The sequence below is a fragment of the Psychrosphaera sp. HA2-10 genome, assembly GCF_055693745.1.
In genome coordinates, this window is sequence record NZ_CM146341.1 from 1,880,895 (window position 1) to 1,902,768 (window position 21,874).

Consider the following 21,874-nt stretch of genomic DNA (forward strand, 5'->3'; position numbering starts at 1 on the left):
ATAGTCTACCTTGCTGCCTGTAATAATGTTTGGAAGATATCTCTAGCAACCGTAATTATTCTTGCCGCTGCGGAATACGCTTGTTGATATTGAATTAAATTTGCGGCTTCTTCATCAAGGTTAACGCCTTGAATACCTGCAAGCCTTTGTTCGGCACCGCTTAATAACGTCTCGAATGATGACGTAGATATTTCGCGACTCTTTGTTTCTACACCAATCGTCGTCACTAAGTCTGCGTAACTTTCTGACAAGCTATTGGTGCCATTATCAAGCTTTCTTTGCGATTGAAAGCTCAACATTTCTAGCATGTTCGTATTATCGCCCGGACCGAATTTCTTAGTCTCGTCAAAGCCTGGGTTATCTGCATGAACGACGCTAAAGACTTCATTTCCAGCTAACACTCCTTTTAGCTCAAATCTAAAGCCAGCAACTGTATCATCGATAATTTGATCCGCTGGAATTGCCGTAGGTCCACTAATAATTGTGCCACCAGAATCCCTAACTACATAGTTTGTTGCTGCGGCATCAATCTCAATTGAAATCGAATTATCTGGCAGTGGCGCTGGTAATGCTGCAACCGGAGCAGAAGGCGCTGTCATTTCATACAGCTTTAATTCGATATTATTTGGATTGTTTGTCGCTGAAATGGCTAGCGCGTTATCAGCTGCTGCAATTTTTTTAGGATCTTCTAAAACTCGCTCTATGCTTCTTGCACCGCTGATGGTAGGACGGATCATAAAACTATCACCGGCGGTTAAATTATTTGTATCAATCGACAGCGAAATGCCCACGCCCTGAACGGCAATTTGTGCGCCACCGGCCATAGCAGCGATATCAGCGGCGTTAAATTGAGTGATAAGGTTCCCTTGCATATCTTTCATATCAAGGTTTGTGCCGTCATAATCCAATCGATAGTCGTCACCCGATAACTCATTTGTATTACGAATATAGACTTCAAACTTTGTCTCATTTGTATTAAATTGAGAATTAAGCGTTCGACTCAAAACGGCCTGTGGTTCGTTAATGTCTTTAAACAGGTACTCTCCAGACTCACCATTTAAATCACGGCCTAATGTTTGCTGGCGATTAAAGTTATCCGCCAAGCCAATTGCTAACTTACCTATCTCTTGTAATGTCGGTAAAATTAGATTGTCTCTAGCGTCAAATAAGCCAGTTAGAGAACCGCCTGATAATTGATTTGTAATGTATGTTTTATTGACTGTGTCTGCTCTGGTGGCAATACCAATTTCCAATTTACTTGAATCAAATTCATTTCGTTCAATCGACAGTGGCAACGCAAATGAGTTAGTCACTAGTGTAATACCTTTACCAATTGTGACATTAATCGTACCGTCATCTCGCTTAATGGTATCAACTTGTATTTTTTCGCTTAATTGTTTGAGCAATAAATCACGCTTATCAAGTAAATCGTTTGGCGGAAAACCGTCACCACTAACGGCATTTTCAACTTGAATCTTACCGTTAAGATTGGCGATCTCTGCCCCTATCGCATTTATCTCTTCAACCGTAGTTATAATCTCTTCGTTTACCGCACCTAAATGTTGGCCGGAAATCTCTTCGTAAAGAGTATTAAATCGTTTTGCCACGGTTTCTGCTCGAGCGATCACTACGTTTCTTGCCGAAATAATGGTTGGCTCTTCTGTAATACCATTTATCCCATCAAACATTTCTTCGAATGACGTAGTGATTCCAGTTTCAGGATCGGCCAATAGGTTATCCATTCTCGATGCGTTCACATATTTAGTATTATTTGAATTAAACTGGCTGGCATTGAATATGACTTCTTGATAATTAAAGTCATTAAATGTGCGAGTAATGGCGGCGAGTTGTGTACCGTTACCTAGAAAGGTGCTACGAAATGCTAGTCCAACCGTTGACTGAGTTTCGACTCGTTGACGACTGAAACCTTCCGTATTTACGTTGGCAATATTGTGTCCAGTAGTATCGAGCCCATGTTGAGCTGCTGATAAACCAGAAATACCCGTACCTAATATTCCGCCAGCCATTATCTATTTCCTCTATTCGCCATCACTTGGTTCAGAAAATTTGCCAATCATTTCTTTGAAATTGTCGCTGTTTAATATGCCTAAGATCTTATTTGCATAGTTTGGATCGGTTGCATAGCCAGCGTCTTGTAGACCTTGCAAAAACTGTTCCGGATTGTCAGCATTATCAAGGGCTGATTCATAGCGGTTACTCGATTTTAGGAAGTTGATAAAGTCGCCAAATGACTCATTAACACTGTTGTAAACACGGAAAGGTTCAACTTTTTTCACGGCGACGCCATTTTCAAATTCAAGTGTGGACTGCGCAGTTTTATCGCCATCCCAATCTCGAAGTGCTTTAACATTGAATAAGTTGAAACTTGAATTACCATCCTTATCTTTTAACACATGTTTGCCCCAACCTGTTTCAAGGGCTGATTGAGCAATCATTACAGCTGGGTTTAGACCAATTTTAGCGGCATTTTGTTTCGCAAAATGCCAAACGCTATCTACGAAAGCTTCCGGTGAATCAAAATTGATTCCTACACTTTCTGAACTCTTGGCATTTACGTTATTTGTTAATTGCCCTGTTTTTGAATTTTCCTCGGCCGTGGCAAATAGTCTTTGTTTAACGGCATCGTCTCTTGTAACGAAGCTGAGGTTTTGAGCTGTTGGTTGTACCGACTCAATTGAGTTGTCAATGTTGTTATTTGTCGATATTTTGCCAACTAACTCATCAAAACGGTTATCATTTCGCAGCACACCTGCATTAATATATTTATCGTTGTCACCACTCAGTTGATCAACAATAATATCGGCGAGTCCCATACTGCCTTGTTCAGACATATCAGTAGCCAACTGGGAGTCATACATATCTCTGAAAAACTTAGTCGTATTTGAATGCATGGGATTGCCCTCTTCAAATACTGCGTTTGCTTCTCGCATAGACTTGAGCATCATGCCAATAAATATCGACTCAAAATGTTGTGCAGCTTTGTGCAGCGCTTCTTTATTTCCAGGATCTAATCGAGACTGGGACTTTAGTTCTTGAAGTCCAATTAGGTCTAGAGAATTACTTGAATCACCAATACTATTCATTGTCGTTTTTTTGACACTTTCGCATCAAAATGAGCCTATAAATTAATCATAATTTAGTTATATCAAGACTTGTGCCAACAACAGGTTTTGTCATACGTAACAAGATTTAATGTTGAATTGAGATAATTTGAATTGAGGTAATTTGAATTGAGCTAAATTAATGAATTTAAATGAATTAATTTAGGTTAGGCAAGGTTAAGTTGAGTAAGGTTGAGTTAAGTGAATGTCAGTTTAAATGAGGGAGCTCTTATAAGAGCGCCTGATGAACCGTAAAAGAATTACAGTCCATCAGTGGGCTAATGTCATACCATAATCCTAATGAATCATAGTGAAATATTTAGACAACTCTTCTTTTAGTTCGCCGGTAATGTCACCGACAAAACAGACTTTGGCACCATTTGGTACACGTGAAAATACTGTCTCAATTTGCTCTGCAATATTTTCTTCTGTGCTAATAAAGTCAGCAAAATATTCTGTATCTGAAATTTCTTTAACATTAGTTAATGCTTCAAACGCAGCTAAACCAACGGGTGTAAATTCGATAACACCATTTTCAATGATACCACCAGATAAACAGCAAAATATTTGCTTGTCACCGTAAGCTATTTCATAAACGTGATATTGAAGGTCGTGAGACTCGTTAATGTCTAACAACTCTAATATCGCCTGATTCGTGTCTTTATTCGCAGTTACATCACTTAGCAATACTTGTGAAAATGCCATAGTGTTATTCCTTCTATTATTTAAATTAAAAGTTAAATCACAACCAATTGGCCGTCTATTGCACCAGCTTGTTTAAGGGCTTCTAATATTGCCATTAAGTCGCCAGGCGCCGCGCCCACTTGGTTTATGGCGCGTACTAAATCGTCAAGATTCGCACCAGGGTCAAAAACAAATGCTCGAGTATCATCTCTAGCTACATCAATTATTGTTTGATTTGTTACTACCGTTTGCCCTTGGGCTAGCGGATTTGGCTGATCAACCTGTTGGTTTTCTGCAATGGTTACTGTTAAATTACCATGGGTAATCGCAGCTGGTTTTAACCTTACATCTTTGCCTATTACGATTGTGCCAGTACGAGAATTAACAATAATCTTTGCACTGGTACTCGCAGGTTGAAACTCTAAATTCTCTATCGCTGATAAGTAGGCTACTCGTTGAGAGATATCACGAGGTGCAATTACTCTCACAGATACTGAGTCCATTGGTTTTGCTGTGTTTGGACCCACTAAATTATTTATCGTGTCTGCAAGCCTTTTCGCTGAGGTAAAATCTGGTTCATTTAAATTAAAAGTGATGTGATCACCATTACCAAAAGGAGTAGGCACACTGCGCTCTACCGTTGCACCATTTGGTATGCGACCAACAGTCGGTGTATTAATCACAACTTGTGAACCATCTAAGCCTTGCACACCTAAGCCCCCAACGACTAAGGAACCTTGAGCTACTGCATATATTTTACCATCAGCGCCCTTAAGGAACGTCTGTAGTAACGTGCCACCTCGTAAACTTCCCGCGCTACCAATTGACGAGACTGTTATATCTATGTTTTGGCCTGGCTTTGAGAATGCCGGTAAATCGGCATGTACCGCAACAGCTGCAACGTTCTTAATTTTGGGTTTTAGGCTAGCTGGTAATTGAATACCAAAATTGCCTAACATTGCTTTAAAACTTTGCTCAGTAAAACTTGTTTGTTCGCCTGTTCCAGGTAAACCTACCACTAGACCATAACCTACTAGTTGGTTTGATCTGATGCCTTGAACCGTTGATACATCTTTTATACGGACCGCATTTACACTGCTACTTAATAACAGGCCTACCACGGTAACTATACTTAATAATATTTTCATCTCATTCCCCTAAAACGGCCACATTGTGCTCATGAAGAATTGTGATAACCAGCCTGTTTCTTGGGCTTCAGCCAAGGAACCTTTGCCGCTATATGAAATTCGAGCGTTTGCTACGCGAGTAGAATCAACGGTATTATCAGACGACACATCTTCTGATCTGACTATGCCTGTCAGACGAATGAATTCTTGTCCTGTATTTAACGTTAACCACTTTTCGCCACGAATAATCAAGTTACCATTTGGCAACACACGTAAAACGTGAACTGTTATTTGTCCATTTAGACTATTACTTTGATTCGACTTAGCGTCGCCTTTAAACGTGCTATCAGACTCAATACCCATTTCTAACGTATTTCCGTTAATTGTTGGTGCGAGTCCGTTTAAACCTACTAACGGTGAAAGGCTTGCATCTGTTTCTTTTTTTGTTTCTGTTTTTGCTGTTTTAGACGCTTGCGTATTTTCCATCAACATCACCGTAATGATGTCGCCTACACGCCTGGCTTTTGTGTCTGAGTACAGGCCATTAGACCAACCGGTATGATACAAGCTACCGGTTGCTACAACTTCTTCTGTTGGAATTTCCGGCATAATAGGTGCGAAAAATGGATCTTCTTCGACAACATCATGGTTCATAGCGCAACCACTCAATAAGCCTAATCCAATCAATAACGTACTAGTTTTAGCCACATCCATGATGGTTTGGTTTAATTGATTTAGCGAACTATTGATGTTCATAATCATGCTCCGAAAACGTCTATTAATTAAAGTTGCTGCGTAATGAAACCAAGCATCTGGTCAACTGATGAAATGACTTTTGAGTTCATTTCATAAACTCGCTGACTTTCAATCATGTTCACTAGTTCTTCTGTCACGTTCACATTTGATGTCTCTAACGCGCCTTGAACAATAATGCCTAAGCCATTTACGCCAGGGTTACCTTGAACCGGAGCGCCACTTACACCTGTTTCAGTGAATAAGTTTTGACCTATTGGCTCTAAACCGGCCGGATTAATAAAGTCACTTATCGTAAGCTGACCAATCGCTACACCAGCACCCTGCCCAGGCAACTGAACCGTAACTTCACCCTGTTGGGAGATGGTAATTGATTTTGCTTCAGGCGGTACGTTCATCTCTGGTTGCAGAGGAAAACCTGCACCGGATGTAACGATTCGACCATTCTCATCTAGCGAAAATTGTCCGTTTCTTGAATACGCCAACGTTCCATCTGGTCGTTGAATTTCAAAAAATCCATCGCCTTGGATCATAAAATCTAAACTATTCTCTGTAGTAGACATATTGCCTTGCGAGAAATTCTTTTGAGTTGCGACAACTTTAGTACCCGCACCTAACATCAGACCGTTCGGTAACTCAGTATCTTGAGAAGATCGCCCTCCAGGTTGGTTTATATTTTGATAGAGCAAGTCTTCAAACACAGCACGGCTTTTCTTAAAACCAATCGTACTGGCATTAGCTAAGTTGTTTGAAATAACAGCAATGTCTGTTTGTTGGGCATCTAAGCCTGTTTTACTTATCCAAAGTGCGGGATGCATAGCCGCCTCCTCAATTGATTCTAATTAAACTATTCGTAACAACGTGTCTTGCGAACGATCTATATCTTCCGCTTTTTTCATCATTTTTATTTGCATTTCGTATTGACGCTGGTGCGATATCATCGCCACCATTTCTTCAACCGGGTTAACGTTACTCATTTCTAAAGCGCCACTGACGATGCGTATATTTGGCGATGCTTCACAAAATCCACAGGCCTCATTAGACAGCACTGCATCTTTAGATCGAAATAAACCATCAAGCCCTTTTGTCAAATCGTTGTCACTTGGCGGTTCGATAACTTTTAACCGATCAACGACTTCTAAAAAATTAGCTGGGGCACCTTGAGGACGAACCGTGATGCTGCCATCCGGTCCAATTTCAACCTTTTCTACTGGAACAGGAATAACTATTGGTCCACCTTCGCCTAAAATTGGCGTACCTTTAGCAGTCGTCAATAAGCCGTCACGTGTAATTTGGAGGTTGCCTTCTCGTGTGTAAGCCTCTTCACCATTTTTATCTTGAACCGCCAACCAACCGCGTCCCGAGATGGCAACATCAAGCTCACGGCCTGTTGTTGAAATTGCACCATGATGCATTTTTGAACCTGGGCGTTCTTCCATAGCAAAAACACGCGTAGGAAGGCCATCACCAAAGGCTTGCATTGATCGTTGCTGTTCAAAGTCAGAACGAAAACCAGCCGTTTTTGCATTGGCTAAGTTGTTGGCATTCATTGAAATACCGATTAAATTTTGTTTCGCTCCGGACATGGATACATATAAGAGCTTATCCATCTTTGCCTCCGTCAATTGCTCGACGTTAAAAATACTTATCTTGTAAAAGCATTAATCGTGCCAGAGCTTGAAAGGCTTATTTTAAAAGGGCTAAACTAGGTGAAGAAGTAACGTGGTAGATTAGGCTGTTTTGTTTTGTCTGTGCATCGAAACAAGTAGTTGAGCTTCTGAACGAGAAATTTCACATTCTTGAATAACTTCTTCGACGTCTGCGCCTAACTCAATCATTTTTTTAGCGCGTGTATATAACGGGTTTGGTTGATTTTCTTGCTCTAGTAGCAAAACCTTGTTGTTTAACTCGGTAATTACATCTAGCTGTTGTTGTTGATTTGTTTGCAGCTGAAGTACTAGATCTTTTAGTTGCTGTAAATACTGATCAGACTTTGAATGCAACAACTTATCATTTTGAAGTTGTTGTTTAAGTTGGGCCAAAGCTTCGTCTTGGTACTGCAGGTTTTCTTGGAATTGAGCATGCAAAAGTTGTTGTTTAGTAGATAACTTACGATGGCGTGACATTAAAATTAATAATCCAATTAAACAGACTACTAAAACTGCAATTAAAATCCCTGTCGACACCATCATATATTCGCTTCCCAGATTTAGATATCTGAAATTTCGTCCCATTCTTCATCGGTCATGAGCTTATTCAAGTCAACTAAAATAAGTAACTCACCACCTCTGTTACTAACACCTTGTATGAACTTAGCACTCTCATCTGTGCCTACGTTTGGTGCGCTATCTATTTCTGACGTTTTCAGATATACAACTTCAGCCACGCTATCGACTAAAATACCGATAACTTGCTTATCAGACTCAATAATTACGATTCGAGAGTTATCGCTGACCTCACCATTGGTCAAACCAAAGCGAGCACGTGTATCGATAACCGTTACAACATTACCACGAAGATTGATAATACCCAGTACATATTCAGGAGCACCTGGAACAGGAGCTATTTCAGTGTATCGCAATACTTCCTGAACTTGCATTACGTTGATACCATAAGTTTCATCTTCTAAACGAAACGTCACCCACTGCAAGACTTCATCATTACCGTCTGTTAACTTAGTGACTGGGGCTCTTTCTTCACTCATTTGAGCAACTCCTAAATTGAATAACTTTATTCTTGTCGTGCATTTATGCCTTTATCAAGCATGGCAACTAAATCATTGACATGCAATAAAGCACACATTTTTTCTTTAATCGTGCCTAATAGCCATGGGCGCTTACCAGGCTGAGTACGCCATTTAACGTCATCTGGTTTTATATACTCAGTAGTAACGAGCTTTTCTGCCGCTAAACCCCAATTACTTTCACCCAACATAATTAAGTATTTATAGTCTAATTTTGCTTGTAATGAGTCATCATATTTTTCTGGCATGACCCATTTGGCTGACTCAACAACATTAATTTTTTTGTCTCTGTTTACCATTACACCTAAAAACCAGTCGGGTTTTCCAAATAAACTGGTAACATCATCTAAATTATGAATACCACCAAGTTCGTGTAATGGAACAGCCAGCACTAAGCCTGCTACCTCAAAGAACAACGCCTGAAAAGGCTCTTCAATTTTGTCAATTGAAGGTGTTATAGCCGGTTGTACTTGTGCTTCAATTTCTACTTTAGACTCAACAGCAGTTTCTGTGCTAACCGTAACTTTAGGTTGAACTTGAACTTTAGATTCAGTTTCAACTTTCGGTTCAACAACAACTTCAGCAGCTTTTTCAACTGGTATTTCTACTGGTGTTTCTACTAAAGCATTTTGCTGCTCTTTGAGCGCTAGTGCTTCGGCTTCTTGCTGCTGCATGCTAACAGCAAGTAACAATTGCTCTAGAGAGTTAACCTCTGGCTCAACCTCTTTAACAGGCAAGCTTTTATCGGCAACAATTGCTTTCTCTATAGGCTTTAATTTTAGTTTATTTTTTTCAGGTAAATCTTCTACATTACTAAAATCTTGTTTAATTTTAGCACTGTATTTAGATTCTGCGAGGCGATTAGTAGATGTTGTTTTAACATCTTCTATTTGGGTGACCGTTTTTAACGGTTTATTATTATTATGCTCCAGATTATCAGTGTCATCAGTAAGTAACTGATCCAAATAATCCTTCATCACATTTTCACTGGCAAACATAACGTCAATTATTCTCTATTTGTTTTAATAGTTCTTGATAGGCAAATACGCCTCGAGAATTTTTGTTAAATATTGGTAATGGTGTCCGTTCCATACTAGCTGTTCTAAAATTAGTATCAATAGGTATGACACCTTGCCAAACTTTATTAGCATACATGTGATTTAATTCTTTGTATGCAACCTTAGAAGCTTTTGTTCTTTTATCATACATGGTTGGTATGATACACACATCATATTCTTTAGATTGTGATGACTGTATTAACTCCATCGTGCGGTACATCCGCTCTAAACCTTTTAGTGCCATACACTCAGTTTGAACTGGAATTAATACCTTATCACAGGCGGCTAATGCATTAACCATTAATACACCTAAAATAGGCGGACAATCTATGATTACGTGATCATATTCGGTAGCAAATTTTGCGAGCGCTTTTTTAATAATCAATCCCATACCGGATTTTTTACTAAGTACCCCATCAAGCGTTGCCATTGCCATGGTGGCGGGAAGAATATCTAAATTTGGTACTGGTGATTGCCAAGTGCATTTATTCCAATATGCTTGGTCCATCGTGTCGGAACGAGTAAATACGTCATAAACACCAAACTCGAGTTGTTCAGAGTCTAAACCAAAATAATAAGTCAGCGAGGCATGAGGATCGGTGTCTATCATAAGCACCTTTTTACCTTGTTGAGCTAAAATTGCTCCCAAAGTAATAACAGTGGTCGTCTTCCCTACTCCACCTTTTTGGTTAGCTACCGTCCAAACTTTCATCGTACAACCTATTCGTTTCCATCGTTATTCGATTTTTGCTCATTCTCGGCCTCTTGTCGAGTAGTGATTCGAATTCCGCCCCCAGGAAGCTGAATTACTCGTAATTCATTGCCATTATTAGTCTCATTTGGAAATTTATCAGCAATCTTTTGCTGTAGCTGCTGTTTATTAGGTTCTTCTGGCCTAGGCTGTAAATAGGAATATTTCGACAGAGCAATAACAACTCGTCTATTACGAGATCGGCCTTCGGCATTTTCGTTACTAGCAATTGGATCATTTGGACCGTTAGCTTTGATGCTTAACCTATCTTGCACAATTCCAAACTGCTCAAGTAAGTTCGTAATAGAAGCAGCTCGAGCTGCGGATAGTTCCCAGTTAGAAGAATAAATCTCATTATTTATTGACAGGTCGTCTGTATAACCGCGAACCTCAACGTAATTGTTAACTTCTGATAAGGAGTTGGCGACTTCTTGAATGATAGGTAATGCTTGGGGGTTTGCTGTGGCGCTTCCTGACGCAAATAACACGCCGCTAGACAACTCGATAGTTAACCAATCATCGTTTAATTTTAGTTTAGCATCGCCGGTATCTGCAACATCAACTAGTGCAGTTTGTAAGTCTTGTTTCAAAGCCTGCAAAGGATTGCCGAGCTTTTTATTTTTTGACTCATTAATTAGTAATTCTTGATCGGTAAGTTCAGGGCCTTTTTCTTCATTTAACGAATTGCCATCAAATACATCTTGTTGTGCTATTTGATTCGTCAAGATCCCGTCACCCGCGGTTCCTTTACCTTTGTCTCCTGTAATATGAAAAATTTGACCTAAAGATTGAGAGAGGGTATCGAATGACTTTTCTTTCACTATCGACAATGCGTATAAGACAACAAACAATGCAAACATCAACGTCATGTAGTCAGCATAAGAAACCAACCAACGATCTAAGTTGTCTTGTTGCCTAGATTTTAAGCGCTTGCTAATTCTCGCCATTTCTTCCGCCCTCTATACAGCGACACGTGAATAGGCTTCTAATTTGCGCTCAATACTATTGGGGTTTTCACCATTGGCTGCACACAAAAGACCTTCCACAATCATTTCTCGATATAACACTTCATTGTCGATCTGGGATTGCAATTTCTGCGCCACTGGAATAAAGAAGAGGTTAGCTCCGCCGACACCGTAAATGGTGGCAACAAAAGCGGTTGCGATTCCATGCCCTAAAGCAGATGGATCGTCAATATTGGCCATCGCTTGAATCAAACCAAGAACAGCACCTATGATACCTATCGTTGGACTGTATCCGCCTAGGGCGTCATAAATCCTAGCTGAGCGATATTGTCGATCACTATCTAGTTCAATATCAAGCTCTAAAGAAGCTCTCATAACATCAGATTCAACACCATCAACCAACAGGCCTAGCCCTTTCCTAATAAAGGCATCATCATGGCCATTAATGTCGTCTTCGAGTGCCAAAAAACCTTTTTGACGCGAGATATCGGCCCAACGTGTAATCATTTGCTGTGCAGAATAAAAATCGACCGGCTGTTTATGCCAAACATTGCCGAACATTTTTAAACCTTGATAAAAGTACGTCGACGGAGTTTGTAACATCACAGCACCAAATGAGCCGCCAATAACAATAATAAAAGCTGGGAAATGAAATAAAGCGGAGATACCACCACCTTCAATCGCATATCCACCAATTACCGCTACAAGCGCCAACATTACACCCGCTATTGCTAACCTATCCACCAGAAGTCTCCTTTAAAATTGCTGAACCAATTTTGTCTAGTGCAAAATTTTGCTCCGCAATTCCGGCAACGGTTACTGCTTGCGGCATGCCATAAACAACACTGGTATCTTCGTCTTGGGCCCAAATTGTTGCGCCTCGTTGCTTTAACATCCTGCAACCTTCGCGCCCATCTGCACCCATACCAGTTAATATTATGCCTAAAACCTCTCCACCATATGCTTTTGCTGCACTTCCAAAGGATAAATCCACACTCGGTTTGTACGTCAAACGCTCTGAATCATCATCTCTTATAACAATATTTGTTTTGCCACCCCTGCTTTCTAGCAGCATTTGTTTGCCACCCGGCGCCAAATAGGCATGGCCTGGTTTTAATACGTCTCCAGTTGTTGCCTCTGAAACTGAAATTTTACATTGCGTATTTAAACGACTAGCAAAAGCTGGCGTAAATGCAGCGGGCATATGCTGGACGATAATAATAGGCAAAGGGTAATTTGCCGGTATTTCTGACAACACCGTTTGAAGTGCAACAGGGCCACCGGTTGATGTGCCTATAGCCAAAAGCTTATAACTCTTTCCTGATGCCCTAAGATGTTTAGTTCGTGTAATTGGTGTTACCGGCTCTTTAGGCACTGGTTGCCTAGCTAACCTAGCTCGAGTACGCTCGACTAATGAAGGTTTATCACTGGCTTTGGGTTCAACTTTATTCGTTCGAGTCGTGGGTGAAATTCTCGATACCGGACGATTTGCCGGTGCTAACTCACTTCGACTAACTGTTGCGCTACTAATATTTCGAGGGGCAGACCTTTTTTTACCTAGTTGCAAAACACGGTCTTGTAAAAGTTGAATACCTTCGGTTTTATTTTTGGCTATATCTTCAAAACGTTTGGGAAGAAAGTCTAATGCACCAGCTTCAAGTGCATTTAATGTCGCTTTTGCGCCATCATGTGTCAGTGAAGAAAACATGATTATAGGGGTAGGTGTTGCCGCCATAATTTCACGAACAGCAGTAATACCATCCATAACTGGCATCTCGATATCCATTGTAACAACGTCTGGTTTAAGCAACGCTGTCTGAGAAATAGCATCTTTTCCGTTAGATGCATCACCAATTACTTCTAGTTCCGTATGGGCATTCAGAATTTCCGTTACTCGGCGTCGAAAAAACGCCGAGTCGTCTACAACAAGAACTTTAATGGTCATTATTTAATTATTATTTAAACCTTAAGTTTGAACGTTTAGCATAATGCTTAAGTAAATTAGGGACATCAAAGATAAGCGCGATGCCACCGTCAGAGGTAATTGTTGCGCCAGCCATGCCAGGTGTACCTTGAAGCATTGCATCTAGAGGTTTTATAACCACTTCTTCTTGGCCAATCAAAGAGTCAACAACAAAACCAACTTGTTGGACACCAATCTGAATTACAACAACATGACCTTTGTTATCACTTCTATTTGCACCGTTTTTAGATGATTTTATTAACCAATCTTCCAAATAAAATAATGGAATTGCTTTATTTCTAACAATTACCGTTTGCTGACCATCAACAATATTGGTTTTTGTTAAGTCTAAATGAATAATTTCATTAACAGTAGAAAGTGGTAACGCAAATATTAAGCCTCCAACAACAACCATTAACGTTGGTAGTATTGCTAAAGTAAGTGGGACTTTGATTTCTAACGTTGTACCTTTGCCTAACTCTGAATTAATTTCAACAGAGCCATTTAGCTGCGTTATCTTTGTTTTAACAACGTCCATACCAACGCCACGACCAGATATGTCAGAGATCTCTTCTTTTGTAGAAAACCCTGGGGCAAAAATCAGGCTGTATGCTTCTTTATCCGATAATCGTTGTGCTGCATCAGGGTCAAGAACCCCTTTGTTAATCGCTATTTCTTTTAATCTTTCAGGGTCCATTCCTTTACCATCATCTTCAATGGTAAGTAAAATATGATCACCTTCTTGTGAAGCCGATAGCCTAACCATACCCATTCTTTTCTTACCCGCAGCTTCTCGGTCATTAGGCATTTCAATACCATGGTCAACGGAGTTGCGGACTAAATGGACTAGCGGATCTGCTAATGCTTCTACTAAATTCTTATCTAGATCAGTCTCTTCACCGACCAACTCTAGCGTTATCTCTTTGTTTAAGGTACGCGCTAAATCTCGAACAACGCGTGGGAAACGACCAAAAACTTTCTTAATTGGTTGCATCCGCGTTTTCATTACGGCACCTTGAAGATCTCCAGTAACAACGTCTAAATTACCAATCGCTTTTGTCATCGCTTCGTCTGAGCCAAAGTTTACACCTAGACTTACCAAGCGGTTGCGAACAAGTACTAGCTCGCCGACCATATTCATAATTTCGTCTAGACGTTTTGTGTCTACACGAACAGTCGTTTCAGCTGGAGCAGCGGCTTTTTTGTCAGCTGGTTTAGCTGCTGGCGCAGGAGGTTTAGCCGCTGGCGTTACAGTTGCTTTAGGTGCTGCAGGTTTTGCAGCTGGAGCCTTAGGCGCCGGTGTAGGCTTTGGAGGTTCAGCTTTAGGTGCTTCAGACTTAGGTGCTGCACTGGCTGCAGGAGCCTTAGCTGTAGGACCACCACCTTTCCCATGAATATCGTCAAGTAGAGCTTCGAATTCATCGTCTGTGATCTCGTCACCGCTTGCAAATTCACTACCAGGAGCTTTTGCTGGCGGAGCAGAAGGCTGCTTTGTATCTTCTACCTTAAACGAGCCTTTGCCGTGTAATTCATCTAATAAAGACTCAAATTCATCATCACTGATGTCATCGCCACTATCAAACATAGACTTGGCATTTTCAGGAGGCTTCTCGTCCGCTTTACCATGCAACTCATCTAAAAGAGCTTCAAATTCGTCTTCTGTGAACTCTTCAACTGAGTTATCTTGGGCAGAAGACTCATCCATCGCATCAATATCAAAAAAGTCGTCATCTGTTGCCGCAGGCTCAGCTTCGACCGCTGGCTCTTCGTCGGCTGGGGAGCAATAGTGGTGGAGTGCAGCAAGCAATTCTGGAGCTGCCGGCTCTGGCTGATCACCAGCCTTGACCTGCTCAAACATCTCATTGACAGTATCAAGTGCTTGCAAAATAACGTCCATTAACTCTGGCGTTACGCTTCGTTTACCGGTTCTCAAAATATCAAACACGTTTTCTGCGCCATGACAAGCATCAACAAGATTAGTCAATGCTAAAAACCCGGCACCACCTTTTACGGTATGAAAACCTCGAAATATAGAGTTTAATAAATCAGCGTTCTCTGGATCGTTTTCCAGTTCAACTAATTCTTCAGAAAGCAACTCTAATATTTCTGCTGCTTCAATTAAGAAATCTTGTAGTATTTCTTGATCCACGTCCAATGCCATTCGGCATCTCCCCTAATTTAAAAGCCTAAACTAGACAATAGGTCGTCTACTTCGTCCTGATTCGAAACTGCGTCTTCACGCGTCTCTGCATCAATAATTGGTCCTTCAGCCCCATTGTTATCGACTGGTTTCTTCACTTCATTAACGGATTTTTGATTCGGTTCACCAAATACAGTTAACAAGTGAATCAGGCTTTCTTCAACATCTTTAACAAGTTCTATAACTCGTTTGATTACCTGACCAGTTAAATCTTGAAAATCTTGAGCCAACAGAATTTCAGTCATAATTGCATGAATCTTAGCGGTGTCAGCTTCTGCGCCTTCCATAAATTCATTTATGGAATAACACAAACTTTTGAACTCGCCCAATTCAATTTGACGCTGCATTAACTTATCCCACTCTGGTTTAAGTCTTACAATGTCACTATTAATCTTATCAGTTAGAGGGAGGCCTTCATCTATGGCGTCCATCGTTTTATTAGCTGCGTCTTCTGTTACTTTCATAACATAGTTTAGACGCTCTTTCGCATCAGGGATATCGTCTGTCGCTAAGTTAGCAATCTTAGGGTCTAACTGAAAATTACTTAACGAGTCGTGAAGTTGTCTTGTTAACTTCCCAACCTCACCAAACAGCTCACTATGCTCTTTGCTTGTAACTTCACGTAATATTTTGTTAGCAGAAGTATTGTCTCCAGCCTCAAGCGCTTCAACTAGCGCTTTTGCGTCTTCCAACGAAATCTGCGGGTTAGTCTCTTCAGACATAATGACCCCTTATCAGATTATTCTAAACGTTCGAAGATTTTATCAAGCTTGCCTTTCAGCGTAGCAGCCGTGAATGGTTTCACAATGTAGCCGTTTACACCTGCTTGCGCTGCAGCAACAATCTGCTCTTTCTTAGCTTCTGCTGTTACCATCATCACCGGCATATGCTTTAGTTTGTCGTCTTTACGAATTTCACGTAGCAAGTCAATGCCTTGCATACCTGGCATATTCCAGTCAGTAACAACAAAGTCGAAGTCACCGTTTTGTAACATTGGCAACGCTGTGCTGCCATCATCTGCTTCTGAGACATTAGTAAAGCCTAAGTCACGAAGAAGGTTTTTGATGATTCTTCTCATTGTTGAAAAGTCATCAACAACCAGAATTTTCATATTCTTATTCAAAGCATCCTCCAGTGAGGTAAATTATTAATTTACAGTAATTATTATTGATAAAAATCGCCATTATACAAGTTAAATCAACCAATCTTTTAATCTTGACTTTAAGCGAACAAGTGCTTGGCTATGAATTTGGCTCACTCTGGACTCACTAACGTTAAGAACTTCACCGATTTCTCTTAAATTTAGCTCATCATCATAATAAAGTGATAAAATCATTGCTTCTCGTTCTGGCAAGGTTTTAATCGTATTGGCTAGACTTGCGTTAAACGCACTTTTTTCAATGCCACCATACGTTAAATCACGACCAATTTCACTTGCTGGGGCAATAATATCATCACTAACGCCAAGATCTTCCATTCCTAAGATTTTACCGTTAGTCGCTTCTTTTAACATTTGATGGTACTGATCGATGGAAACACCAAGAGACTCGGCCACCTCAATGTCTTTCACATCACGACCAAGTGAAGACTCTAATTGAGATATTCTTTCAGCAACCATTCTAGAATTTCTATGGACCGACCTCGGTGTCCAATCGCCTCTTCGCATTTCATCAAGCATAGAACCCCTAATTCGAATACCCGCATAGGTTTCAAAACTAGCGCCTTTGCTATGATCAAAGTTTTTCGAAGCTTCGATTAGACCTATCATGCCAGCCTGAATCAAATCATCAACCAAAACACTATCAGGCAGTCGAGCTGCTAAATGGTGAGCAATCCTTTTTACCAATACAGAATGTTTTTCCACTACATTCGATAGTGTTTGTTGAGCTTCGTAGGCAGTTGCTACTTTATTGTTCAACAGAGACCTCTTAGTTGACCAGTTGCTCTAAAAAAAATTCCAAGTTACCCGACGCATGTGATGGCGTGGGCCACTTATTGATTTTAGCAGCCAACGTTTTAAACGCTACTGCTGAAGGAGAACGAGGAAATGCATCTACGATCGCTTTTTGACGTCGCACTGCTTTTCTTAAATTATCGTCAAATGGAATAATAGCTGTTAATTCCAAAGTTACATCTAAAAACCTATCTGTAACCATAGTCAATTTTTTGAATAAGTCCTGCCCTTCTTTAATTGTCCTTACCATATTGGCAACAACTTTAAAGCGGCTAACACCATGATCTCGATTCAAAATTTTAATTAAAGCGTAAGCATCAGTAATTGATGTAGGTTCGTCACATACAACGCAGAGAACTTCATGAGAAGCCCTAGAGAAAGATAACACCATGTCTGATATGCCGGCAGCTGTATCGACAATAAATACATCTACAGGTGTTCTCATTTCGCTAAACGCTCTAATGAGACCAGCATGTTGAGCCGGGGATAATTCAACCATATCAATAGAACCTGACGTTGCAGGCACTATTTTTATTCCACTTGGACCTTCTACCAGAATATCGTCTAGCTCGGCTTCACCTGACAACACATGGGAGAGGTTTTTGTGAACACGTAAGCCCAACATAACATCACAATTTGCTAAACCTAAGTCAGCATCAAGTACAAGTACGTTAAGTCCTGTTTGCGCCAAAGCAATTGCTGTATTTAGCGATACGCTGGTTTTACCCACTCCGCCCTTTCCACCTGTCACCGCAATAACTTTTGTTTTTTTGGCCATCGACATATTTCGTAAACCACTAGCTTGATCGGAAGTAATATTTTTAATCATACATGCCCACTGCTTTTGGCACTACCTTATTATTTTTATGAGAAACTTTTTCTTTAAGTTCAAATAGCTGATTAGCTTTTTGCACAATTTTCTGTGCATTTGCAACCCTTATGTCCTCAGGGACCCGTTGACCGTTGGTTAAATAACCAATTGGCAAACGATTATGGATTGCAACACTAATTAACTCACCTAAGCTTAAAGACTCATCTATTTTAGTAAAGATACAGCCAGACAGTGGAATTGTTTTAAAATGTTGCACACTTTCGTGCAAAACACTCATTTGAGACGTTGCAGAAAGTACTAAATAATTCTTAATATTAACTCTTGATTTTGTTAATAAATGATTCAAACGTTCCGTCAATTTAATATCTCTTTGACTCATGCCGGCTGTATCTATTAACAATAGCTTTTTATCTCGTAATTGGTAGATAGCTTCTGAAAGTTCTTCAGTATTTTTTGCTTGCTTTAGTGGGCAACCCAAAATTTTTGCATACGTACCAAGTTGCTCAAGAGCTCCAATTCTGAACGTGTCGGTCGTTATAAGACCAACTTTGTCAGCACCATGAATTTGTGCAAATCGCGCTGCTAACTTAGCAATCGTCGTTGTTTTACCGACGCCGGTAGGACCAACAAGAGAATAAACACCACCACGTTTAATGATTTCATTATCTGTTGTGTTTAGCTGCTCGGTTAGTAATTCAAGCATTTTAGGCCAAGCTTGCTGAGCTTCTAAGTCATCACTAATAAAGTGAGATAGATGTTCTGCTACTTTTGAAGACAACCCCATGTTATTTAATTTTTTAATTAACATAGATTTTACCGGTGTTTTACGATCTGCATCTTGTAACATTAGCGCTGAAACTTGATGTTTCAGTAATTCTTTAATTGAATTCATTTCGCTTTTTAAGTCAGATAATTGCTGATCAAATTGCCCCTGCACTACATTAGAATTTGAATGAACTTGTGCTTGCGTTTGTTGGTTAACATCATTGTTAAAAGATGGATTAACGTTCAGTGGCGAACTGTGAATTTCTTGTGATTGGTCTTGTACGGTATTGCGAGCACGGTTTAACCATTGTTCAAACTCTGATTCTGCTTGCTGGGATAATGCTTGTGTTGCCAGCTCTGACTTTTGTTGGTTAGACAAATCAGTGCCTTGAGATAACCTTGCTGGTGTTTGAGCCTGCTGTTGAAAGTGAGGCTGAGATTGTATTGAAGGTTGGGCTGGCTGGTAAGTATCAGGCTTACCAGCGTTATCAGCCCTTTGACGCTTAAGTAACTCTTCAAGTGAACTCGCGATTTTAGCTGCACCTTCTGCATTCGGGCCATCGAATCGACTAGTAGAATCAGTACTGTTAGGCATCTGAGCAGTCGTAGTAGCTGTCGACGGAACGGCAGGCTTAGCGTCGGCATCAATCGCAGCGACGATTTCAACACCGGTAGCGGTTTTTTTATTCGACATAATTACAGCATCAGGACCTAGCTCTTCTTTCACTTGAGTAAGTGCCGTTCTCATATCTTTTGCAAAATAACGCTTAATTTTCACTTTAAACCTCCGTCAAACAGCTCTAACCAACTGAACTGACAATCTTAATTTGTTTTTCTTCCGGTATTTCTTGATAAGACAAGATAACCATGCCTGGTAAGCTATGTTTAACAAAACGTGATAACACACTTCGTAACATTCCCGAGGTCAATAAAATTGACGGCTCACCTGATAATTCTTGAGTCCTGTGGGCGTCTGCAAGAGATGTTTGAATTCGCTCTGCAAGACCAGGTTCAATGCCAGCGCCTTCATTTCCAGCTGACTGCAGGGACTGTTGCAACATCTGTTCCAACTCAGGCGCCAAGGTTATGACAGGGATTTCATTAGTCGAACCGGCGATATCTTGAACGATAAATCTTCTTAGTGAAATTCGGCATGCTGCTGTTAAAACATCAGGATCTTGGCTCTTAGGTGCGTATTCAACCAAGGTTTGGATGATTGAGCGCATATCGCGAATCGTCACGTTTTCGCTTAAAAGGTTTTGCAGTACCTTGGTTAATACCGACAACGACAACATCTCTGGAACCAAACCATCGACTAATTTTGGATAGTTTTTCTGGATCATTTCTAAAAGATTCTGTGTTTCTTCGTGGCCTAATAATTGAGCTGCGTTATTAGTTAACAGTTGGCTTATATGCGTAGCAACTACAGTTGCAGCGTCAACCACTGTGTAGCCTAAGCTCTGAGCTTTGTCTCTATTAGTGTTTTCAATCCACACGGCTTCTAGACCAAAGGCTGGATCCACCGTTTCAATACCTTCGACTTTTCCAAACACTTGCCCTGGGTTAATTGCCAAGTCACGGTCATGACGAATTTCCGCTTCCCCTATCGTTACGCCCATTAACGTGATTCTATAAACATTCGGATCTAAGTCTAAATTATCGCGAATATGAACGGCCGGAACTAAAAAGCCAAATTCTTGACTCAGCTTACGACGCACACCTTTAATTCTTGATAACAACTCACCACCTTGGCCCTTGTCTACTAACGGGATAAGACGGTAGCCAACTTCTAAGCCGATAGTGTCAACATGATTAACGTCATCCCAGCTTACATCTTTGTTTTCAGCGGCTTCATGAGGTGATTCAAGTGGCGTTTCTGATTCGGCTTTTTCAGCTTGTTTGGCGGCTTCTGTCGCTTTTTTATTCACAAAATAAGCGGTCGCAACTAACATTGCACCAAAACCTAAAAAGGTAAGATGCGGCATGCCAGGCACTAATCCCATAGATAACAACACCCCGCCTGCAACATAAAGAACTTTTTCTGTACCAAGCTGAGTTGAGAATTGCTGCCCCATTTCTTGGTCAGTATTTTGACGAGTAACGACAATAGCAGTACCGATTGATAATAACAGACCTGGTATTTGAGCAACCAAACCATCACCAATCGTTAAAATTGTATAAATCTCTACCGCTTCGCCAAACAACAAGTCATGCTGGATCATACCGATGAATAAACCACCGATAATGTTAATGAAAAGAATAATGATACCTGCAATCGCATCACCTTTAACAAACTTTGACGCACCATCCATTGAGCCGTAGAAGTCTGCTTCTTTGCCTATTTCTTCTCGTCGCGCCTTTGCTTGTTCTGGGGTGATAAAGCCTGCATTTAAGTCGGCATCTATCGCCATTTGTTTACCTGGCATTGCGTCTAAGGTAAAACGCGCAGTAACCTCAGAAATACGACCTGCACCTTTGGTAACTACAACAAAGTTTATAATAACCAGAATAGCGAACACTACTAAACCAACGGCATAGTTTCCGCCGATTACGACACTACCAAAAGCTTCTATAACTTTACCTGCGGCATCACCACCCTGGTGGCCTTCTAACAAGACAATTCGAGTTGAAGCGACGTTCAAAGCAAGTCGTAATACAGTCGCGATTAATATAACCGAGGGAAAAGCACCAAAATCAAGTGGTTTAAGGGTGTAGACAGTAACGAGCAGAATTACGAGAGCTAACGCGATATTAAACGAGAATAAGATGTCGAGCATCAAAGCTGGTAGCGGTAATATTACCATAGCCAACGCCGCCAAAATAAAAATCGGCGCACCTAAACCATTAATATATTTAGTATTTTCTTTATTAAAAAGCTGATTAAATTTTGCAGTTAATTCCATCACAACAACCAAAAAACACCTAAGTTATAGTGCTTTCAGCAATGTTTAGGCCAA

General features: G+C 40.5%; 21 protein-coding genes. All 21 read right to left on the bottom strand.

Features of this window, described 5'->3' with window-relative positions; translation table 11 throughout:
- Positions 1–5: 5 nt before the first annotated feature.
- The gene (gene flgK, locus ACZ1GV_RS08680) at positions 6–2,027 is read right to left on the bottom strand and encodes a flagellar hook-associated protein FlgK (protein WP_472673823.1); all 2,022 of its coding nucleotides are present in this window, start codon (positions 2,025–2,027) and stop codon (positions 6–8) included.
- 12 nt (positions 2,028–2,039) lie between these two features.
- Positions 2,040–3,104 carry a flagellar assembly peptidoglycan hydrolase FlgJ gene (gene flgJ / locus ACZ1GV_RS08685; RefSeq protein ID WP_472673824.1) on the bottom strand — a complete coding sequence of 355 codons (1,065 nt, stop codon included), beginning with the start codon at positions 3,102–3,104 and terminating at the stop codon, positions 2,040–2,042.
- A 315-nt stretch (positions 3,105–3,419) separates the two neighbouring features.
- On the bottom strand, positions 3,420–3,827 hold the full coding sequence (locus ACZ1GV_RS08690) for a hypothetical protein (protein WP_472673825.1): 408 nt from the start codon (positions 3,825–3,827) through the stop codon (positions 3,420–3,422).
- Between the two features lie 32 nt (positions 3,828–3,859).
- A complete protein-coding gene (locus ACZ1GV_RS08695) occupies positions 3,860–4,954 on the bottom strand; it encodes a flagellar basal body P-ring protein FlgI (RefSeq protein ID WP_472673826.1) in 1,095 nt (364 codons plus the stop codon).
- A 9-nt stretch (positions 4,955–4,963) separates the two neighbouring features.
- Positions 4,964–5,647, bottom strand: a complete 684-nt coding sequence (gene flgH, locus ACZ1GV_RS08700) for a flagellar basal body L-ring protein FlgH (RefSeq protein WP_210562389.1) — start codon at positions 5,645–5,647, stop codon at positions 4,964–4,966.
- A gap of 68 nt (positions 5,648–5,715) precedes the next feature.
- Positions 5,716–6,504, bottom strand: a complete 789-nt coding sequence (gene flgG / locus ACZ1GV_RS08705; RefSeq protein ID WP_210562125.1) for a flagellar basal-body rod protein FlgG — start codon at positions 6,502–6,504, stop codon at positions 5,716–5,718.
- Between the two features lie 24 nt (positions 6,505–6,528).
- Entirely contained in the window at positions 6,529–7,296 is a 768-nt protein-coding gene (flgF, locus tag ACZ1GV_RS08710) for a flagellar basal-body rod protein FlgF (RefSeq protein WP_210562124.1), read from the bottom strand.
- 120 nt (positions 7,297–7,416) lie between these two features.
- Complete coding sequence (locus ACZ1GV_RS08715) at positions 7,417–7,878, bottom strand: DUF2802 domain-containing protein (RefSeq protein ID WP_472673828.1); 462 nt, start codon at positions 7,876–7,878, stop codon at positions 7,417–7,419.
- A gap of 17 nt (positions 7,879–7,895) precedes the next feature.
- Positions 7,896–8,390 carry a chemotaxis protein CheW gene (locus ACZ1GV_RS08720; protein ID WP_210562122.1) on the bottom strand — a complete coding sequence of 165 codons (495 nt, stop codon included), beginning with the start codon at positions 8,388–8,390 and terminating at the stop codon, positions 7,896–7,898.
- Between the two features lie 26 nt (positions 8,391–8,416).
- Positions 8,417–9,427: a chemotaxis protein CheW gene (locus ACZ1GV_RS08725; RefSeq protein WP_472673829.1), complete on the bottom strand. Its 1,011-nt coding sequence runs from the start codon at positions 9,425–9,427 to the stop codon at positions 8,417–8,419.
- A 4-nt stretch (positions 9,428–9,431) separates the two neighbouring features.
- Entirely contained in the window at positions 9,432–10,199 is a 768-nt protein-coding gene (locus ACZ1GV_RS08730; RefSeq protein ID WP_472673830.1) for a ParA family protein, read from the bottom strand.
- A gap of 8 nt (positions 10,200–10,207) precedes the next feature.
- Positions 10,208–11,185 (bottom strand): OmpA family protein, encoded by a 978-nt coding sequence (locus ACZ1GV_RS08735; RefSeq protein WP_210562120.1) that lies wholly within the window; start codon positions 11,183–11,185, stop codon positions 10,208–10,210.
- Between the two features lie 12 nt (positions 11,186–11,197).
- Complete coding sequence (locus ACZ1GV_RS08740; RefSeq protein ID WP_472673831.1) at positions 11,198–11,947, bottom strand: flagellar motor protein; 750 nt, start codon at positions 11,945–11,947, stop codon at positions 11,198–11,200.
- Positions 11,940–13,148 (bottom strand): protein-glutamate methylesterase/protein-glutamine glutaminase, encoded by a 1,209-nt coding sequence (locus ACZ1GV_RS08745; protein WP_472673832.1) that lies wholly within the window; start codon positions 13,146–13,148, stop codon positions 11,940–11,942. Before ACZ1GV_RS08745 ends, ACZ1GV_RS08740 begins: the two co-directional genes overlap by 8 nt.
- A gap of 10 nt (positions 13,149–13,158) precedes the next feature.
- The gene (locus tag ACZ1GV_RS08750; RefSeq protein ID WP_472673833.1) at positions 13,159–15,327 is read right to left on the bottom strand and encodes a chemotaxis protein CheA; all 2,169 of its coding nucleotides are present in this window, start codon (positions 15,325–15,327) and stop codon (positions 13,159–13,161) included.
- Between the two features lie 17 nt (positions 15,328–15,344).
- On the bottom strand, positions 15,345–16,088 hold the full coding sequence (locus ACZ1GV_RS08755; RefSeq protein WP_472673834.1) for a protein phosphatase CheZ: 744 nt from the start codon (positions 16,086–16,088) through the stop codon (positions 15,345–15,347).
- A 17-nt stretch (positions 16,089–16,105) separates the two neighbouring features.
- Positions 16,106–16,489, bottom strand: a complete 384-nt coding sequence (gene cheY, locus ACZ1GV_RS08760) for a chemotaxis response regulator CheY (RefSeq protein WP_210562115.1) — start codon at positions 16,487–16,489, stop codon at positions 16,106–16,108.
- A gap of 69 nt (positions 16,490–16,558) precedes the next feature.
- Positions 16,559–17,284 (bottom strand): RNA polymerase sigma factor FliA, encoded by a 726-nt coding sequence (locus ACZ1GV_RS08765; protein WP_472673835.1) that lies wholly within the window; start codon positions 17,282–17,284, stop codon positions 16,559–16,561.
- Between the two features lie 10 nt (positions 17,285–17,294).
- Complete coding sequence (locus tag ACZ1GV_RS08770) at positions 17,295–18,149, bottom strand: MinD/ParA family ATP-binding protein (RefSeq protein ID WP_210562113.1); 855 nt, start codon at positions 18,147–18,149, stop codon at positions 17,295–17,297.
- Complete coding sequence (flhF, locus tag ACZ1GV_RS08775) at positions 18,142–19,695, bottom strand: flagellar biosynthesis protein FlhF (RefSeq protein ID WP_472673836.1); 1,554 nt, start codon at positions 19,693–19,695, stop codon at positions 18,142–18,144. Before flhF ends, ACZ1GV_RS08770 begins: the two co-directional genes overlap by 8 nt.
- Positions 19,696–19,717: 22 nt before the next feature.
- Entirely contained in the window at positions 19,718–21,820 is a 2,103-nt protein-coding gene (flhA, locus tag ACZ1GV_RS08780) for a flagellar biosynthesis protein FlhA (protein ID WP_472673837.1), read from the bottom strand.
- Positions 21,821–21,874: the final 54 nt, after the last annotated feature.